Raw genomic sequence first — 17471 nt, forward strand, 5'->3', positions numbered from 1 at the left:
GACGCCCAGTCGACGGAATCCGACGCCCAGTCGACGGAATCGGACGCACGGTCGACGGGTCACGCCCGCTGCGGGACCTCCGGCGGGATGGCCGCGAGCAGCTTGCGCGTGTAGTCGGTCGCCGGGTCGTGCAGGATCTCCGACGCCGGTCCGGTTTCGACGACCTTCCCGTTCTGCATCACCGCGACGGTGTCGCTGATCTGCTCCACGACGGCGAGATCGTGGGCGATGAACAGGTAGGTCAGCCCCTTCTGACGCTGGAGCTCGGCGAGCAGGTCGAGCACGCTGGCCTGCACCGATACGTCGAGCGACGCCGTCGACTCGTCGAGGATCAGCACCTCGGGGTCGGAGGCCAACGCACGGGCGATACTCACACGCTGCCGCTGGCCGCCGGACATCTCGTGGGGATAGCGGTCGAGGAACGACGCGTCGAGGCTGACGTCGGCGAGCAACTCCTCGGCACGACTCCGCGTTCCGTCCCGGCCGTCGGCGAGGCCGTGCGTCCGGAGCGGCTCCGCGATCGACGCGGCGACCGTCATCCGGGGATCGAGTGAGGCGGCCGGGTCCTGGAAGACCATCGCGACCCGGCGTCGGAGCAGGGCTTCGTCGCCGCCGCCGACTCCGACGGCCTCCACGTCGCGGCCGTCGACAGCGACCGTCACGCTGCCCCGCACCGTCGTGCCCTGGCCGGCGGTGATGAGTCCGGTGATGACTCCCGCGATCGTCGACTTGCCCGAACCCGATTCGCCGACGATGCCGAGCGTGCGGCCCCGGGAGACCTGCAGGTCCACCCCGTCGACGGCGTGCACGACGTGGCGTCCCGAGGGGCCGCGGACCACATAGTCGACGCCGAGCCCGGTGACACGGAGCAGCGGGTCGTCGTCGATGCGCTTGGCGAGCGCCGGGGCTCCGCGGCGCTCGGACACCTTGCTCAACAGGGGGCGGGAGTCCAGCAGCGTGCGGCTGTAGTCGTCCTGCGGGTCGTCGAAGAGTGTGGTGACGTCGCTGCTCTCGACGATCCGCCCCGAACGCAGGACCATCACACGGTCGGCGATCCGCCCGATCACGCCGAGATCGTGACTGATCCACACGACCGCCATCCCGCGCTCGCGCTGCAGCTTCGCGACGAGGTCGATGATCTGTGCCTGCGTGGTCACGTCGAGTGCGGTGGTGGCCTCATCGGCGATGAGCAGTTCGGGATCGCAGGCCAGTGCGATCGCGATCATGACGCGCTGTCGCTGGCCGCCGGACAACTGATGGGGGTAAGCGCGCAACCGGCTTTCGGGGTCGGGCAGGTTCACATCGCGCAGCAGCGTCAGGGCGCGTTCGCGTGCCTCGCCCCGTGTGAGCCCGAGATGCCGACGCGGCCCCTCGGTCAGCTGCTGCTCGACTGTGAGCAGGGGATTGAGGCTCGACGACGGGTCCTGGAAGACGAAACCGACGCGCGAACCGTGCAGAGCCCGAAGTTTCGCTGGTGTGGCGCCGACGATCTCGGTGTCTCCGAGGACCGCCGATCCGCGGACGTAGGCGCTCGGCGCGTCGAACAGTCCGGTGGCCGACAACACGCTGAGCGACTTGCCCGACCCGCTCTCCCCGACGATCCCGAGCGTCTCGCCCGGTGCGACGGAAAAGCTGATGCCGTGCACGATCTCTCGCGGACCGACACCGACGACGAGGTCTTCCACCCGCAGTACCGAGCCGTCGGAGTCGACGCGTATCCCGGCCGACGGTGTTGTCGCCGTGGGCGACCTGCGCTCGTACCCCCGGTTGCGCAGCAGCGTGCGCTGGCGCGGGTCGAGCACATCGCGGACGCCGTCGCCGATGAGGTTGAACGCGAAGACCGTCACCAGGATCGCGAGACCGGGGAAGACGCCCATCCACCAGGCGGTGGTGATGAACCCCTGTGCGTCGAAGAGCATCCGGCCCCACGACGGATCCGGTGGTTGCACGCCCAGACCGAGGAACGACAGTGCCGCCTCCGACAGGATCGCGAACCCGAGGGAGATCGACGTCTGGACGATCACCGGACCCGAGATGTTCGGGAGCACATGGCGCGTCAGGATGGCCGGCGTCCGCACGCCCATGGTTCGTGACGCCTGGACGTACTGGGTCTGCCGGACCCGCAGGGTGTCGGCACGCGCCACCCTCGCGAAGATCGGGATGTACACGACGCCGATCGCGATCATGGCCGAGGTCACTCCCGGCCCCAGGATCGCCACGATCGCGAGCGCGAGCAGCAGCACCGGGAACGAGAAAACCACGTCGACGATCCGCATCAGCGCGGTGTCGAGCACCCCGCCGGCGAATCCCGCGACCATCCCCATGATCACGCCCACGGTGAGCGAGATCGCCACCGCGATGACGGCGACGCGCATGCTCACGGATGCGGCGAGCACCACTCGCGAGAAGACGTCGCGACCCAGGTCGTCGGTGCCGAAAAGGTGCGACCAGCTGGGTGCCTGCAGCGCGTTCGGGACGTCGATCTCGTTGGCGCCGTAGGGCGCGATGAGCGGACCGAACACCGCGCACACGAGAACGACCGCGATGATGATCAACCCGATCACCGACGTGCGGTTGCGCAGCAGCAATCGCCACGCCGAATCGGTCGACGCGCCACCGCTCGGCTCGGCGGTGGTGCCGGCGCCGGGCTCGGGAGGGTCGGGTGCGGTGAGGGTCATGACAGTCGAATCCTGGGATCGATGACGGCATAGAGGATGTCGACGACGAGGTTGACGACCAGGAAGATCACCGCGATGAGCAGGATCGCGCCCTGCAGCACCGGGTAGTCGCGGGCGGCGACCGAGTCGTAGACCAGCAGACCCAGTCCGGGCCAGGCGAACACGACCTCGACGACGATGACACCGCCGAGTAGACCCGCGAACTGGATACCGGAGATCGTCAGCACCGGCACGAGCGCGTTGCGGCCGACGTGATCGAGCAGAACCCGCTTGGTGCTCAACCCCTTCGACTTCGCGGTTGTCACGAACGGTGCGTTCACCACGTCGAGCACCGACGACCGCACGTACCGGGTCATGATCGCCCCGGTGACCACCCCGACCGTGATCGCCGGCAGCACCAGGTGTTCCAGCCAGCCGAGCGGGTCGTCGGCGAAGGGTTGGTATCCGGCCGACGGCAACCAGCCGAGCGCGGTGGAGAAGAGGCCGATCAGCAGGATGCCCATCCAGAAGTCCGGGACGGAGATGCCGAACTGGCTCACGACCCGAATCACGTTGTCGGCGAGGCGTCCTTCGCGCAACGCGGCCACGAAACCGAGTGGCAGTGCGATGAGCAGCGCGACGACGATGGCGGCGGACGCCAGCGTGATGGTGGCCGGCAGCCGGTCGAACAACATGGTGGTCACCGGCTCGCTGTTTCGGAAACTGACTCCCAGGTCGCCGGTGAAGGCGCTTCCGACGTAGTCGACGAGCTGGGTCGCGAGCGGTTGGTCCAGACCCGAGGCGTTGCGAAGGGCCTCATAGGATTCCGGCGTGTAGCGGGTGCCCAGCGCGATCCGCACGGGATCGCCCGGGACGATCTGCATCAGGAAGAACACCGCGACGATCACGCCGAGCAGCACGGCGACCGTGTAGAGCAACCGCACGAGGATGAAGCGCAGCAGCGGCGAGTGCAGTGCGGTCATCTCAGCTCCTCTCCAGCCGGGCGTCGCGGAACCGGATGGCCTTGTCGGAGCGGACGACGTATCCCTGGAGCTGTTTCACGAAGGCCTGCGTCGACGAGGGGTTGTAGAGGTACAGGTAGCTCACGTCGTCGGCGATGATGCTCGCGGCGTCGGCATAGATCCTCTTGCGGGCCTCGACGTCGAGTTCGGTGCGGCCGCTGTCCAAGAGCGCGTCGACCCTGGGGTTCGAGTACTTCTGCGCGTTCGAGGTGCCCTCGGAATGGTGCTGGGCGTAATAGAAGTCCTCCGGGTCGATGTTGCCGAGCCAGCCGAGCAGCAAGGCGTCGAAGTCGCCGGCCGCCTGGCGGTCGAGCCACGCCCCGAAGTCCAGTTGTTCGATCGCCACGTCGATCCCGACGTCACCGAGGTTCGACGCGATCACCTGCGCCGCCGTCACCGTCTCGGGGTACTCGGTGGTCACCATCAGTCGCATGTCGAGCCCACGGATGCCGGCCTGCCTGAGCAGTTCCTTGGATTTCGCGACAGCCGCGTCGCGGTCGAGTCCTGCGGTGTAGCGGTCGTAGGGGGCGAACCAGGGACTCGTCGACGGGATCGCCAGCTCGTTGGGCGTCGCGGTGCCGTATCCGACGACCTGGGCGATCGACTTCCGGTCGATGGCGTACGCAACCGCTTGGCGCACCCGGGTGTCCGCGAACGGCGTGGCGTCGAAGTTCATCGTGACGTACCAGTAGTCGTTGGCGACCACGGTGCCGACGTCGAGTGTGTCGTCGCGGCGCAGGATGCTCAGCTGCTGTGCGGGAATGGCGTCGGTCCAGTCGATTTCGCCGGATCTCAGTGCCGACACCGCGGTGGTGCCCTGCGAGATGAAGCTGAAGTGGACTCCGTCGACGGCGGGCGCGCCACCCCAGTAATCGGGATTGGACGCGAGCACGATGGACGCACCGGGCGACCGCGAGACGAAGGAGAACGGACCTGTCCCCACGGGTTTGGTGGCTATCTCACCCGATTCGACGTTGCGCCGGTTGACGATGGCCAACCCCTTGAACCCGCCGATGCTGGTGAGGAGGTTGGGCGTCGGTGCGTTGACGGTGAATCTGACCCGGTGTTCGTCGAGTGCGGTGATCGACTCGATGGCCTCGAGTTTGTATGCGTTGGACAGCTCTTCGTCGATGATCCGACGAAACGAGTATTCGACGTCGGCCGCGGTGAGCGGGTCGCCGTTGTGGAACGTGACCCCGTTGCGCAGCGTGAAATCCCATTGCCGGCCGTCGGCGCTGATCTCCCAGCTCTCCGCCAGGGCTGGGCGCATCTGCAGCTGATCGTCGGGTTCGACGAGCGTGTCGAAGACGTTCTCGAGTACTTCGAAGGTGAAGTAGGAGCTCGACTTCTGCGGATCGAGCTGGTCGGGTTCCCCGGCGATGGCCGCCTTGATGGTGTTGGCGGTGTCCGACGATCCACCACCGCACGCCGCCAGTGCCGACGCGCCGAGGAAGGCGGTTCCGGCGACTCCGGCGACGCGGAAGAATCCTCGCCTGCTCAGCGACGACGACATCGACCCGTCGGCCGAATCGGTCATCGCTGTCCTCCCGCCCGAGGTGTTCACTCACCGGGGTTTGCGCACTTGTCCGTCCGTGCAGTCTGCCGCAGGGTGAGGGGTCGTGCAACAGCGGACGCGGTGGGGCGTCGGGCCGGTGCGTTGCTCCGGGTGCGGTGGGCGGACCCCTATCTCAGCCGTTGACCTTGGCGATCACGTTCTCCGCGTACCAGTTCAGATGGTCGATCTTGGTCTGCAGCGGCTCGGTGTCCTCGCCCATGACGTACGGCAACCGGAATCCGACGATCACGTCGGTGATCCCCTTGTCTTCCAGGCGCTTACAACCATCGACGGTATAGGCGTCCATCGAGATCACGTGAATCTCGAATGGATCGTTCGTCTTTCCCTCGGCCTTGCGGATCTCCTCGATCCGGTCCAGCAGCGTCTCGAGTTCCTCGGGCGGGCCGCCGCCGTGCATCCACCCGTCGCCGCGGATGACCGCACGACGCAGCGCGGCGTCGGCGTGCCCGCCCACCAGCAGCGGGATGGGTTCGGTGGGTGCGGGGGTCATCTTGATTTTCGGGATGTCGTAGAACTCGCCGTGGAACTCGAAGTACTCGCCGGTGGTGAGTCCGCGGATGATGTCCATGCACTCGTCCATCCGCTTACCGCGACGCTTGAAGTCCACGCCCATGAAGTCGTAGTCCTCGGGCCAGGGGCTCGTGCCGACACCCATCGCGAACCGGTTGTTCGTCAGATAGGCCACTGAGCTTGCCTGCTTGGCGACCAGCGCCGGCGGGCGGACCGGGAGTTTCACCACGAAGGGGGTGAAGCGGATGGTCGAGGTGACCGCGCCGAGCGCCGCCGCCTGGATGAACGTCTCGATGAACGCTTTCCCGTCCAGGAACTCGCGATTGCCGTCCGGGGTGTACGGGTACGTCGCGTCCGACTCCTCCGGATACGCCAGCGAATCGGGAATGGTGAAGCCGGCATACCCGGCCGCCTCGGCGGCCTGCGCGAGCGGCGCGTAGTACGACGGGTCGGTCATGGCCTCGGCGAAGGTGAACCGCATCATGCTCCTCGGGACGGCAGTGGAACTCCCATCACAGTAGAACACGTTCTAATTGCGGAACGGAAGGTTCCGCGTTGTCGCAGGCAGGAGCCTCGGGGGCGCCTTACCGGAGTGCTGCCACCGGATTCGTTGCAGTTGCGCCGGGGCCGGGGTGAACGCGCAGTTCGCCGACCGCGATCAGCTCCCCACACCCCGAGCACGTGGGCTCGACGGTCATCGTGTGTCCGCACGAGTGCGTCGAGACCACCGGGGCGCCGTCCGTCGCGGTCCATTTGTCGCCCCACTGACGCAGCGCGGCCAGAACCGTCCACAGGTCCCGCCCCTTGTCGGTGAGGCGGTAGTCGTGGCGCACCGGATTGTCCTGGTACGGCACCTTCGTCAGGACGCCGTGCTCCACGAGCGTGTCGAGCCGCTGGGCCAGCACGTTGCGTGCGATGCCGAGCCGTGACGAGAACTCATCGAACCGCGTCACGCCGAACATCGCGTCCCGGACGATGAGCAACGTCCACCATTCGCCGACGATCTCCAGCGTCTGGGCGATCGAGCAGTTCATGTCGGCGAACGAGGCGCGGCGCATGAGTCGAGCGTAGTGGGTTGCGTGATGCAACTCAACCTGCTTGCATGAGTTGCGTGAAGCAACTCAGCAGGCAGGACGCGGCCGACGACGGTTTGTCGGACAGCTTCGGCGCGAGCCCGACCGGGGACGGCCGATGGTCGGCGACCATCGATCCGACCTGGTGGGGATGGTCGGGTCCGCACGGCGGCGCCATCGCCGCCCTGGCCGTGCGGGTCGGCGCCGAGGCGGCGCCGGAAGGGTCGGTGCGTGCGCTGGATCTGCGATTCGTGGGCAAACCCGACGGCGGGGAGCTGATCCTGACCCCGTCGGTTCGGGAGGTGGGTCGACACACACGGGTCGTCGACGTCGAGGTCACGCAGGCCGGTGTCGAGATCGCGACGGCGGCGATCACCGCGGGGCGTGTCGGAGAATCGGGGTCCGCGGACGTCATCGACCGGATCTCGGGCGTCCCCGGTCCGGAAGGATTGGACGCCTTCATGATTCCGCCGGAGATAGTCCCGATGGGTGCGCAACTGGACCTGCGGCCGGTCGACGGTCCGCTGCCTCTCACCGGCGCGAGCGAAGCGTGGATGCGCGCCTGGATCACCACGCGGACGCCGATGGCCGTCGATGCGGCATACCTCGCGCTCTTGGCCGACTGCCTGCCGCCCGCGGTGTTCCCGACTCTCACCGCACCACTGGCACTTCCGACGGTCGCCTTCTCCATGCACGTGACCGCACCGTTGGACGATCCCACGCCGGCGCCGGTGCTCGTCCATACGCGAAACACCTCGACCTCCGGCGGGTGGTCGGTCGACGACACCACCCTGCGCGACCGCGGCGGCCGGCTCCTGGCGTCCGCACGCCAGAGCCGACGTGTCATCGGATGGCCGGCCCGATGACCGTCGCGCCCGAAGCATCGAATACGCAGGCTCCGGGCACCGGTCTCGCTCGTCCCGGCGTCGTCCTGCTCATCCTGTCCGGGGCCGCATTCATGGCCAGCCTCGACGTCTTCATCGTGAACGTCGCCTTCGACGACATCGGTGCGGATTTCCCCGACGCGACCCTGTCCCAGATGTCGTGGATTCTCAACGCCTACGCCATTCTGTATGCGGCGCTGCTGGTTCCGGCCGGGCGGATCGTCGATCGCTATGGCCGCAAGGGCGGCTTCCTCCTCGGACTCGCGATCTTCACCGCGGCCAGTGCCGCATGCGCTGCGGCGCAGGGGGTCTGGTGGCTCGTCGCGTTTCGTGCGGTCCAGGCCCTCGGGGCGGCGATACTCACCCCGGCCAGCCTGGGCCTGGTGGTCTCGACCATTCCGCCGGAGCGTCGTGCCCGGTCGGTTCGCATCTGGGCGGCGACGGGGGCGCTCGCGGCTGCCTTCGGTCCGGCAGTGGGTGGGTTGCTCGTCGAGGCGTCGTGGCGCTGGGTCTTCCTGGTGAACATCCCGGTGGGCGTCGCTGCGCTGATCGCAGGCGCACTGGTCCTGTCCCGCTCACGGAACGAATCCGCGAGTGGCTTCCCCGACGCGCTCGGCGCGGCGCTGCTGGTGATCGCCGTGGGCGCCCTCACCCTGGGACTCGTGCAGGGCAGTGAATGGGGATGGACGGACATCCGTATCACGGGGGCCTGGGTAGTTGCGGCGGTGTCGTTGGCCGGTTTCGTCGTCAGTTCGGCACACCATTCCGAACCTGTGATCTCACCCGCCCTGCTGCGCGTCCGTGCGTTCTCGATGGCGAACGTGACGATGGTGCTGTTCTCGATCCCGTTCGCCGGCGCCCTCCTCGCCAACATCCTCTGGCTGCAACAGGTCTGGGGCTTCTCGCCGATCGAGACAGGTCTGGCGGTGTCGACCGGACCGCTCATGGTGCCGATCTTCGCGGCGGTGTCCCATCGGCTCAGCTCGCGGATCTCTGTGGGGGTCCTGGTCGCGATCGGGTGCGCGCTCTTCGCGATCGGGATCGCACTCGTCGCATTGTCGGTCGACGCCACTCCGGATTTCGCCACCGAGTTCCTGCCCGGCTGGCTGATCGGCGGTGTCGGAGTGGGATTCGCGCTGCCGTCCATTCTGTCCTCGGCGACCGCCGACCTGCCTGCCGATCAGGCGGCAACCGGCAGCGCAGTGGTCAACATGAGCCGCCAGATCGGTATGTCACTCGGCGTCAGCCTCTTGGTCGCGATCATCGGTACCTCGGTCGTCTACGACGACGTGCACGATGCCTTCGTGACCGCGTGGTGGGTCCTGACCGGAACCGCTGTGGTGGGCGCGATCTCGGCGCTGGGCATGACCCCGCGACATCAACCCACCGCCCCATGATCCGAAAGAACCGACCCCACTGCTCCGTGATCCGAAAGAAGGGGCCCATCTCTGCTCCTTGATCCGAAAGAAGGGCCCACCTCTGCTTCATGAGCCTGGATCCGTGGATGGTTATCCGGGGGGTGTGGTTGGTGATGGCTGAGTGTCTGGTTGTGGTGTGGGCGTCGGGTATTCGCTGACCTTGTGTCAGCTTTTTCACTGGGGTTCCTGGTCGTGGTTGGGCAGTGTGGAGTGTGTGTGTCAGGTGGTGTTTATTGCGGTCCACAACGCGGTGAAGGCGTGTTGTGCTGGCCAGTGGCGGGGTAGGTGCAGGACGGGTGTTCGTGCTGGTCGGGCCAGTCGGGCGGGCACGGCGATGAGTGTTCGGCGCAGCGTCGCCCCGCGTGCGGCGCGCAGTGCCGGTGCTGCGCTGAGCGCGGCGAGGGCGCGCAGGAGGTTGTGACTGATGGCGGCCAGGGCCAGCCAGGCTGCGTTGGCACCGAACACTCCGGAGGGTAGATGTGCCAGCGGTCCGTCGATGAGGTCGGCGAACACGGTCTCGATGATGGCGTGGCCTCGGTGGTTGATGTCGGCGGTGACGGTGTCGTCGGTGGTGTTGGTGAAGAATGCGTGGTACCGCCAGGCGGGCATCAGGGTGTCGGTGTTGGCGGGGTGGTGGGCTTTGACGCGGCGCACGATGAGTCGGGCGGTGATCGGGTGAGGCGACTGGGGTTTCACGGTGTAGGTGGTTTCGGCGACTTCGGCATCGGAGATCAGTTCGCCGGTGTCGGGGTCGGTGACCGCGCCGGGATAGTGCACCGGTGTCCAGGCATCGTCTTTGATGGCCGTGATCGCGCGGGTGATAGCGGTGTTGGTCCGCAGGACCAGCGAGAACGTGGCTCCTGCACGCTCGCAGGTCGCCATCACCTCGGCCGAGCCGTAGGCCGAATCCCCGCGTACCGTGATCTCGCCGGCGGCTCCGGCGCGGCGTGCGGTGGTGATGGTTTCGGCGATCATTTTTGCTGCCCCGGCACCGGAGGCGGCGCGCCCTGCGCGCAGCCACGCGTTGGCGATCACAGGTGGATGACCGGGCGCGCAGACGGTGGCGATCAGTGGTGACAGGCCCCGGCGGAGGAGTTCACGTCCGGCGATCTTGGCGTGGCCGTAGGAGCCGCCCTGTTTCTGATAGCCGTAGACCGGGCGCAGCAGCGAGTCGATATCGACAAACACTCGGGCGCCGTCGGTGGGTAACAACCCTGCCCGCGCGCACATCGCCGGTAAGGTCCGGGTCATCACGGCGTTGAGTTGTCGGACATGACCGGTGGTGAACTCGCGCAGGGTCTGTCCGATCGTGGCCGGGGCGTACACGCGGTCGAACAGGCGGGTGTGCCCACCGGCGCGGACGAGGTTGAGGTCGTCGATACTGTCGGCGCCGCAACAGAATCCGGCGATCACGGTCAACAGCTTCGCGTCGAGGTTGGCCCCGGCTGAGGCGACTTGGGTGGTGCCCAAATCGACTCGCTCGGCCAGCTGGGAGGCCAACCCCGTCGAGTGGGCCAGTCGCATCACCGGTACTAGCCCGGCATGCGACACCAGGTTGTCGTCATCGAAGACAGCGGACTCGGTAGTGAACCTATGCGATACTTTCACTGAAAGTGCCTTTTGACTGGGTTGTTTTGTTGTCTCAACACCACCAATCATCCCAGTTCAAAGGGCATTTTCTTGTCATCGACACCCTAAACACATCCACGGATCCAGGCTGAGGTGCGAGGAGCGATAGCGACGAGCCTCGAAGGGCCTGGTGACGCAGGTTCCGAGCCCTTCGAGGCTCGCTTCGCTCGCACCTCAGGGGGCAGGGGAGGTCTGCTCGCATCGCACCTCAGGGGGCAGGGGAGGTCTGCTCGCATCGCACCTCAGGGGGCAGGAGGGGTCTGCTCGCATCGCACCTCTCAGGGGCCAGGGGAGCTTTGCTCAGGGACGCGTGAACCGCTCCCGGCGTCCGAGACCGCGGAGGCGTACCCACTCGGCGAAGGCCTTCGGATCACGTTGCTGCACAAGGAAGAACCAGCCGAACCGGGCGTACTCCTGGGGCAGCAGTCTACGGAGTCCGGGCTGGCTCATCAGGTAGCCGCGGTTGCGGTAGGTGAAGAAGCGTTTGGTCGCGTTGTCGGGGTACTGCGTGTGCATGCGCCCGCCCAGGATCGGCCGGAACTCCGCCGATCCGTCCGGGTGGAGGTAGCCGGCGCGCAGGCACGTACCGAACTTCACGCCGGACCGCACCAGGCGGCGGTGCACCTCGACCTCGTCGCCGCGGAAGAACAGTCGCAGGTCCGGCACACCCACCTGTTCGAGGCAATGTGCGGAGAACAGCGCACCGTTGAACAGCGACGCGATGCCGGGCAGCAAGTCATCGTCTTGGGTCTCGCCGTCGGTGAAGAGCTCCGACCGCTTCCGCCTCCACACGAGTCCACGTCGTAGCGGGAAGGCGAGGGTGTCCGGGTCGTCGAGGTTGGCGACGACGGGGGACACCTCGTCGAGATCGTGCCGTGCGGCGCAGTCGAGCAGCGTCGAGAGCACCGTCGGACCGTCGGGGCGTCCGTCGTCGTCGGCGCACCAGACCCAGTCGGCACCGAGGGCGAGTGCGTGCAGCATGCCCAGGGCGAAACCGCCGGCGCCGCCGAGGTTGCGCTGTGAGCCGAGGTAGGTCGTCGGAACAGGTTGTGCGGCAACGAGTGCGGCGACCTCGGGTTCGTTCGCGTTGTCGACGACGACCAGGTGATCGACGGGCCGGTCCTGGCCGGCGACGACGGCCAGCGACTCGGCCAGCAGCTCGACGCGACGGTGGGTGACCACCACCGCGATCACCGTGGGAGCGCCGCTGCCGTCGCTCACTCGGCCGGTCCAGCGGTGTTCGTGTCTCGACGATCGGACTTCTCGAGGTCGGCGATCACCCTGCGGACGTGCGCGGCGGCGTCGGGACCCTCATATGCGCCGACGACCTCTTCGATCCCGCCTTCCATGCGGATCTGGCCGTGGTCGATCCACAGGGCGCGGTCGCACAGCTGAGCCAGGAATTCGTTGGAATGGCTGGCGAAGACCAGGATTCCGGACCGTTCGACGAGTGCCTGGAGACGGCCGCGTGCCTTGCGCATGAAGTCGGCGTCGACGGCGCCGATGCCCTCGTCGAGGATGAGGATCTCGGGATCGATGGAGGTCACCACGCCGAGTGCGATGCGCACGCGCATGCCGGTGGAGTAGGTGCGCAACGGCATCTGCAGATAGTCGCCGAGCTCGGTGAACTCCGCGATGTCGTCGATCTTCTTGAGCATCTCCTTGCGGGTCATGCCCAGGAACATGCCGCGGATGATGATGTTCTCGTAGCCGGAGATCTCCGGGTCCATGCCGATGCCGAGGTCGAAGACCGGCGCGACGCGGCCGCGCACACGACAGGCGCCGCGGGTGGGCTCGTAGATGCCCGACAGCAGGCGCAGCAGCGTCGACTTGCCGGCGCCGTTGTGGCCGACCAAGCCGACACGGTCGCCGTGTTTGAGATGCAGGTTGATGTCCTTGAGGGCCTCGACGACCACCACGTTCGACTCCGTGGAGCCGATCACGCCGCCCGCCGCGCCGATCACCGACTTCTTGAGCGAACGCGTCTTGGCGTCGAAGATCGGGAAGTCCACGCACGCGTCCCACGTGTCCACACGGACCCGCTCGTCGCCGAAATCGTTGTTTCTGGCCATCGAATCCGTCCCTACACCCAGTAGGCCACGCGGGCCCGGTAGTTGCGCAACACCAGCATGGCCAGCACCCAGCCCACGGCGGTGCAGCCCAAGACGACGGCCCAGTGGTAGAACTCCACCGGCTCGCCCAGCAGCGGCCCGCGCGCGATCTCCAGATAGTGGAACATCGGATTCAGCTCGACGAGCTTCAGCCTCGACGACGCCTCGCCGGTCGCGTTGCCGAGGCTCTGCGTCGTCCAGATGATCGGTGTCATGAAGAACACCAGCTGCACCGCAGTGGTGAGGAGCTGGCCGATGTCGCGGAACCGGGTCGACAGGATCCCGAAGACGATCGTCACCCAGACCGAGTTGAGCACGTACAGCGCGAGGGCCGGGATGATCAGCGACACGGTCCAGTTGAGCGGCGGCGGGAAGATCAGGAACAGGATGACGATGATGACGACGTTGTGCGCGAAGATGATCAGCGCTCGCCACACCACCCGGTAGACGTGCACGCTCACCGGGGCCGGGAGCTGTTTGATCAGGCCCTCGTTCTTCGAGAAGACCTCCGAGCCCTCGAGGATCGAACTCTGGATGAAGTTCCAGAAGATGAAACCGAGTGCCACGTACGGCAGGAACACGGTGATGTCCATGCCGAACAGTTCGCCGTACAGCAGGCCCATCGCGATGGCGGTCACACCGGTCGCGATGACGATCCACAGCGGTCCCAGCACCGAACGGCGGTAACGCTGCTTGATGTCCTGCCAGCCGAGATGGAACCAGAGCTCGCGGCTTGCGAACCCGTCGCGGAGGTCCTTGACCGCGCGCGCGAAGCTGCGCGAATCGGAACCCTGTGGACGCGCGGGGATCGCGTCGTCGTCTACTACCGCTGACACGAGGAGTCAGCGTACCCGTCCGCACATCCGTTGCTCCCCGCTGGTTGAGCAGGTGACCCTCTGCTGGTTGAGCAGGTAACGAGCGGAGCGAGGAGCCGTGCCTGCTCCCGCTGGCTGAGCAGGTGACGAGCGGAGCGAGGAGCCGTGTCGAAGCCACCGCCCCCGCCCGCCGATCTCAGAGGTACTGCCCGGGTCCCGGGGAGTGGCCCGGTCCGCCGCCCGCGGCCGGCATCCCGGGCGGGAGCGCACCCTGGCGCATCTGCTCGAGCTGAGCGCGCGCGGCCATCTGCTGGGCGAACAGCGCGGTCTGGATGCCGTGGAACAGGCCCTCCAGCCAGCCGACGAGCTGCGCCTGGGCGATCCGCAGTTCCGCGTCCGACGGGGTCGCGTCGTCGGAGAAGGGCAGTGCCAGCCGTTCGAGTTCTTCGCGTAGTTCCGGGGCGAGACCTTCTTCGAGCTCCCGGATCGACGATTCGTGGATCTCCCGGAGCCGGTTGCGTGACGCGTCGTCGAGCGGAGCGGCGCGCACCTCCTCGAGCAGCTGCTTGATCATCGTGCCGATGCGCATGACCTTCGCCGGCTGCTCGACCATGTCGGCGAGGCTGGTCGACTCCGATGCGTCGTCGTCACCGCCTTGCGGGTGGGTGCCGGACCCGACGACGATCACGTTGTCGGAGTCCCCGGCCGAGCCGAATGGTCCTGAGGTCGGGCCAGGTCCTGGAGTGCCTTCGATAGCCATGCGCTCCATTGTGCCCGGACACCGCAAAACCGCCGATCGCCGACGTCTATCCTCGTGGCCATGCCTTTCGACGTCGCCTATGTGCGTGGATTGATTCCATCGCTCGGCGACGGGTGGATCCACCTCGACCCGCAGGCCGGGATGCAGATTCCCGACTCGGTCGCGACCGCGGTGACCACCAGTTTTCGTTCTCTCTCCGCTGCCCCGGGTGGTGTCTATCCGTCGGCTCGGGCGAGTGCCGAGGTGGTCGACGGTGCACGTCGGGCGATCGCCGACCTCGTCGGCGGTGACGCCGCGGGAGTGGTCCTGGGGCCGTCGCGATACGCGCTGCTGTCCGGCCTCGCGGAGGCGCTGGCGCCGCACGCGTGGTTGCGGGGCGACGTCGTCGTCACACGACAGGACGACGAACCGAACATCGTGCCCTGGCTCCGCGCCGCGGATCGTTACGGTGGCCGCGTCCGCTGGGCCGAGGTCGACGTCGAGACCGGAGGGCTCCCGGCGTGGCAGTTCGGGGATCTCGTCACGCCCGACACCGAGGTCGTCGCGGTGACCCTCGCGTCGTCGACGACGGGCGCGATCACCGACATCAGCGAGATCGCGCCCCTGGTCCGCGAAGCGGGAGCCCTGCTGGTGGTCGACGCCACGAACGCGGCGCCCTATCTCAGCCTGGACATCCACGACCTGGGTGCCGACGTGCTGGTCGTCTCGGCCGAGCGCTGGGGTGGTCCGCGGATGGCGGCCATGGCTTTTCGTGAACCGCACCTGATCGAGCGGTTGAAGCTGATGGCGATGGACCCGGCCGCGCGCGGACCCGCCCGGCTCGAACCCGAACCCCACCAGGGCGCGATGCTCGCGGGGCTCGTCGCATCGGTGGAACATCTCGCCGGGCTGGACGAGGCCGGGATCGGCAAGCGCCGCCGCCGCCTCGTCACCTCGATGGACGGCGTCTACGAATACCTCCAGCGTCTCACCTACTACCTGGTGACGACGCTGTCCCAGCTCAACCATGTGAATCTGGTCGGCAGCGAGGAGAATCGGATTCCGCTGGCGAGCTTCACCGTCGAGTCGGTGGGTGCCGACAAAGTGGTCCGACGCCTGGCCGACAACGGTGTCTGCGCCCTCGCCGACCTCCCCAACCGCGCGCTGGTACGCATGGGCGCGCCCGACTTCGGCGGTGCCGTGACGGTGGGCCTCGCCCCGTATTCGACGCCGTATGAGGTGGATCACCTGGTGCGCACGCTGGGATCACTGGCCTGAGAGTTCACCGCCACCGTGGCGATATTCACTATGGTGTTGTTTGAGTTAACGACAATGTATGTTGTCATGCTGTGTCGGCAAAAACGATTGATGGTCCAGAAAAGGGCCCGCCCCGGTCACTCACCACTGCGGAGGCCGAGACCTGGATGAATCTCGTCAACGGCGGTTGGGCCCTGTTCGCCCGCGTCAACGACGAGTTCGCGAAACGGGGACTCTCGGTATCCGACCTACGCGTCCTCGAGGCCGTATGGACCAACCGGCAGTTGGGCGTCAGCGAGGTCGCCGACGCCGTGCACATGCGCATCAGCACGGTGTCCCGCATGATCGGCCGCCTCAGCGACGACGGACACATCGACCGTTTCGAGTCGAAGGCCGACGGTCGGCATCGACTGGTACGGCTGACCGATCAGGGCCGGCGCGCACTCGCCGACCACGTGAGCGTCCGCGACCAGGTGATCCGGCGCTTCGTCGTCGACGCGCTGACACCGGAGGAGTTCACGGCGCTCGGTGTCGCGTTCCGCAAGATCGGGGAGGCCGTCCGCGTCGCGGAACCACCCGCATCGGACTGAGCCGCACCCGATCAGTCCCCGACGCTGAGCAGAACCTTTCCGATCACGTCACCGCTGTTGAGATGGTCGTGCGCGGCGGCGGCGTCGGCGAATGGGAACACGCGGTCGACGACGGGGACGACGGTCCCGGCTTCGATCAGCGGCCAGGTCCGGGTCAGCGTCGACGCCACGACCTCGGCCTTGCCGCCGGGGCCGTGCACGGGCCGGGCGCGCAGCGTCGTGCCCATCACGGACAGGCGCTTGGCCAGCAGATACCCGAGGTTGATCTCGGTCGTCGTGCCGCCCTGCATGCCGATGATCACGAGGCGCCCGTCGGTGCGGAGCGCCTTCAGATTCGACTTCAAGTACTTGGCGCCGATTATGTCGAGGATGACGTCGGCTCCTCCGGCGTCTTTGAGAACCTCGGCGAAGTCCTGGCTCGAGTAATCGATGAGGATGTCGGCGCCGAACTCGCGGCAGCGCTCGAGCTTGTCCTGGGTGCGGGCGGTCACCGCGACCCGTGCGCCCATCGCATGGGCGATCTGGGTGGCGTGGGTGCCGATGCCGCTGGAGCCGCCATGGATGAGCAGGAGTTCGCCGGTGGTCAGGTGGGCGGTGTCGAAGAGGTTCGACGACACGGTGCAGGCCACCTCCGGCAGTGCCGCGGCCGACACCAGGTCGACGCCCTTGGGCACCGCCAGCAGCTGCTCGGCCGGAACCGCCACCTTCTCCGCGTAACCGCCGCCCGCGAGCAGCGCACACACCTCGTCGCCCTCCGACCAGCCGCTGACCCCGTCGCCGAGCGCCGAGATCCGTCCCGAGACCTCCAGGCCGAGGGTGTCCGACGCCCCGGGCGGTGGGGGATAGTTGCCCGCTCGCTGCAGGATGTCGGCGCGGTTCACGCCGGCCGCGACCACATCGATCACGACCTCGCCGCTCGCGGGAGTCGGGTCGGGCACATCGGAGAGGGACAGGTTCTCGGATTCGACGACGATGGCTTTCACCTCTTCGATGGTGTCACAGCGCACGCGAGTGCCAGGTGAGGTCCGGTTCGACGCCCGGTGTGTAACCTTGCTCGTCAGGGAAGCGTGGCAGAGCGGCCGAATGCACTCGCCTTGAAAGCGAGCGTGGGTAAAACCACCGGGGGTTCAAATCCCTCCGCTTCCGCCAGAGACCCCCACCTGTCACGCCGGGTGGGGGCTTTTTCGTGA

General features: G+C 67.2%; 15 protein-coding genes and 1 tRNA gene. 5 read left to right on the top strand and 11 right to left on the bottom strand.

Annotation, left to right across the window (positions count from 1 at the left end; all coding sequences use genetic code 11):
• Window positions 1-59 precede the first annotated feature (59 nt).
• The 5 genes from KTR9_RS02135 to KTR9_RS02155 all read right to left on the bottom strand — a co-directional run bounded on the left by KTR9_RS02135 (window position 60) and on the right by KTR9_RS02155 (window position 6823).
• Window positions 60-2678: an ABC transporter ATP-binding protein/permease gene (locus tag KTR9_RS02135; protein ID WP_014925015.1), complete on the bottom strand. Its 2619-nt coding sequence runs from the start codon at window positions 2676-2678 to the stop codon at window positions 60-62.
• Window positions 2675-3640 (bottom strand): ABC transporter permease, encoded by a 966-nt coding sequence (locus KTR9_RS02140; protein ID WP_014925016.1) that lies wholly within the window; start codon window positions 3638-3640, stop codon window positions 2675-2677. Before KTR9_RS02140 ends, KTR9_RS02135 begins: the two co-directional genes overlap by 4 nt.
• Window position 3641: 1 nt before the next feature.
• Entirely contained in the window at window positions 3642-5216 is a 1575-nt protein-coding gene (locus KTR9_RS02145) for an ABC transporter substrate-binding protein (protein ID WP_014925017.1), read from the bottom strand.
• Between the two features lie 151 nt (window positions 5217-5367).
• Entirely contained in the window at window positions 5368-6246 is an 879-nt protein-coding gene (locus tag KTR9_RS02150) for a TIGR03619 family F420-dependent LLM class oxidoreductase (RefSeq protein WP_044507514.1), read from the bottom strand.
• A gap of 103 nt (window positions 6247-6349) precedes the next feature.
• Window positions 6350-6823, bottom strand: a complete 474-nt coding sequence (locus KTR9_RS02155; protein ID WP_014925019.1) for a winged helix-turn-helix transcriptional regulator — start codon at window positions 6821-6823, stop codon at window positions 6350-6352.
• A 53-nt stretch (window positions 6824-6876) separates the two neighbouring features.
• Between KTR9_RS02155 and KTR9_RS02160 the strand changes: the two genes are divergently transcribed.
• Window positions 6877-7704, top strand: a complete 828-nt coding sequence (locus KTR9_RS02160; RefSeq protein ID WP_044505675.1) for an acyl-CoA thioesterase — start codon at window positions 6877-6879, stop codon at window positions 7702-7704.
• The gene (locus KTR9_RS02165; protein ID WP_014925021.1) at window positions 7689-9119 is read left to right on the top strand and encodes a DHA2 family efflux MFS transporter permease subunit; all 1431 of its coding nucleotides are present in this window, start codon (window positions 7689-7691) and stop codon (window positions 9117-9119) included. The genes KTR9_RS02160 and KTR9_RS02165 overlap by 16 nt, the downstream gene beginning before the upstream one ends.
• Before the next feature lie 240 nt (window positions 9120-9359).
• On the opposite strand, the gene KTR9_RS02170 is transcribed toward KTR9_RS02165, so the two are convergent.
• The 5 genes from KTR9_RS02170 to KTR9_RS02190 form a co-directional block, all read right to left on the bottom strand.
• Window positions 9360-10748 (bottom strand): IS1380 family transposase, encoded by a 1389-nt coding sequence (locus KTR9_RS02170; protein ID WP_014926849.1) that lies wholly within the window; start codon window positions 10746-10748, stop codon window positions 9360-9362.
• Between the two features lie 321 nt (window positions 10749-11069).
• On the bottom strand, window positions 11070-11990 hold the full coding sequence (gene glfT1 / locus KTR9_RS02175; protein WP_014925023.1) for a galactofuranosyltransferase GlfT1: 921 nt from the start codon (window positions 11988-11990) through the stop codon (window positions 11070-11072).
• Window positions 11987-12841, bottom strand: a complete 855-nt coding sequence (gene wzt / locus KTR9_RS02180) for a galactan export ABC transporter ATP-binding subunit Wzt/RfbE (protein ID WP_014925024.1) — start codon at window positions 12839-12841, stop codon at window positions 11987-11989. Before wzt ends, glfT1 begins: the two co-directional genes overlap by 4 nt.
• Before the next feature lie 11 nt (window positions 12842-12852).
• Window positions 12853-13716 (bottom strand): galactan export ABC transporter permease subunit Wzm/RfbD, encoded by an 864-nt coding sequence (gene wzm, locus KTR9_RS02185; RefSeq protein WP_010843223.1) that lies wholly within the window; start codon window positions 13714-13716, stop codon window positions 12853-12855.
• 175 nt (window positions 13717-13891) lie between these two features.
• A complete protein-coding gene (locus tag KTR9_RS02190; RefSeq protein ID WP_014925025.1) occupies window positions 13892-14455 on the bottom strand; it encodes a bacterial proteasome activator family protein in 564 nt (187 codons plus the stop codon).
• A 60-nt stretch (window positions 14456-14515) separates the two neighbouring features.
• On the opposite strand from KTR9_RS02190, the gene KTR9_RS02195 reads away from it, so the two are divergent.
• Together KTR9_RS02195 and KTR9_RS02200 are read left to right on the top strand one after the other, a co-directional pair.
• Entirely contained in the window at window positions 14516-15712 is a 1197-nt protein-coding gene (locus KTR9_RS02195; protein WP_044505679.1) for a cysteine desulfurase-like protein, read from the top strand.
• A gap of 146 nt (window positions 15713-15858) precedes the next feature.
• Window positions 15859-16281, top strand: coding sequence for a MarR family winged helix-turn-helix transcriptional regulator (locus tag KTR9_RS02200; RefSeq protein ID WP_014925027.1), 423 nt, complete (start codon window positions 15859-15861; stop codon window positions 16279-16281).
• Window positions 16282-16292: 11 nt separating this feature from the next.
• Here KTR9_RS02200 and KTR9_RS02205 read toward each other — a convergent pair whose 3' ends face one another.
• Window positions 16293-17264, bottom strand: coding sequence for an NAD(P)H-quinone oxidoreductase (locus KTR9_RS02205; RefSeq protein ID WP_014925028.1), 972 nt, complete (start codon window positions 17262-17264; stop codon window positions 16293-16295).
• 78 nt (window positions 17265-17342) lie between these two features.
• On the opposite strand from KTR9_RS02205, the gene KTR9_RS02210 reads away from it, so the two are divergent.
• A tRNA-Ser gene (locus KTR9_RS02210) sits at window positions 17343-17430 on the top strand.
• Window positions 17431-17471 lie beyond the last annotated feature (41 nt).

Origin of the sequence: Gordonia sp. KTR9, assembly GCF_000143885.2 — a bacterium.
Classification (GTDB): domain Bacteria; phylum Actinomycetota; class Actinomycetes; order Mycobacteriales; family Mycobacteriaceae; genus Gordonia.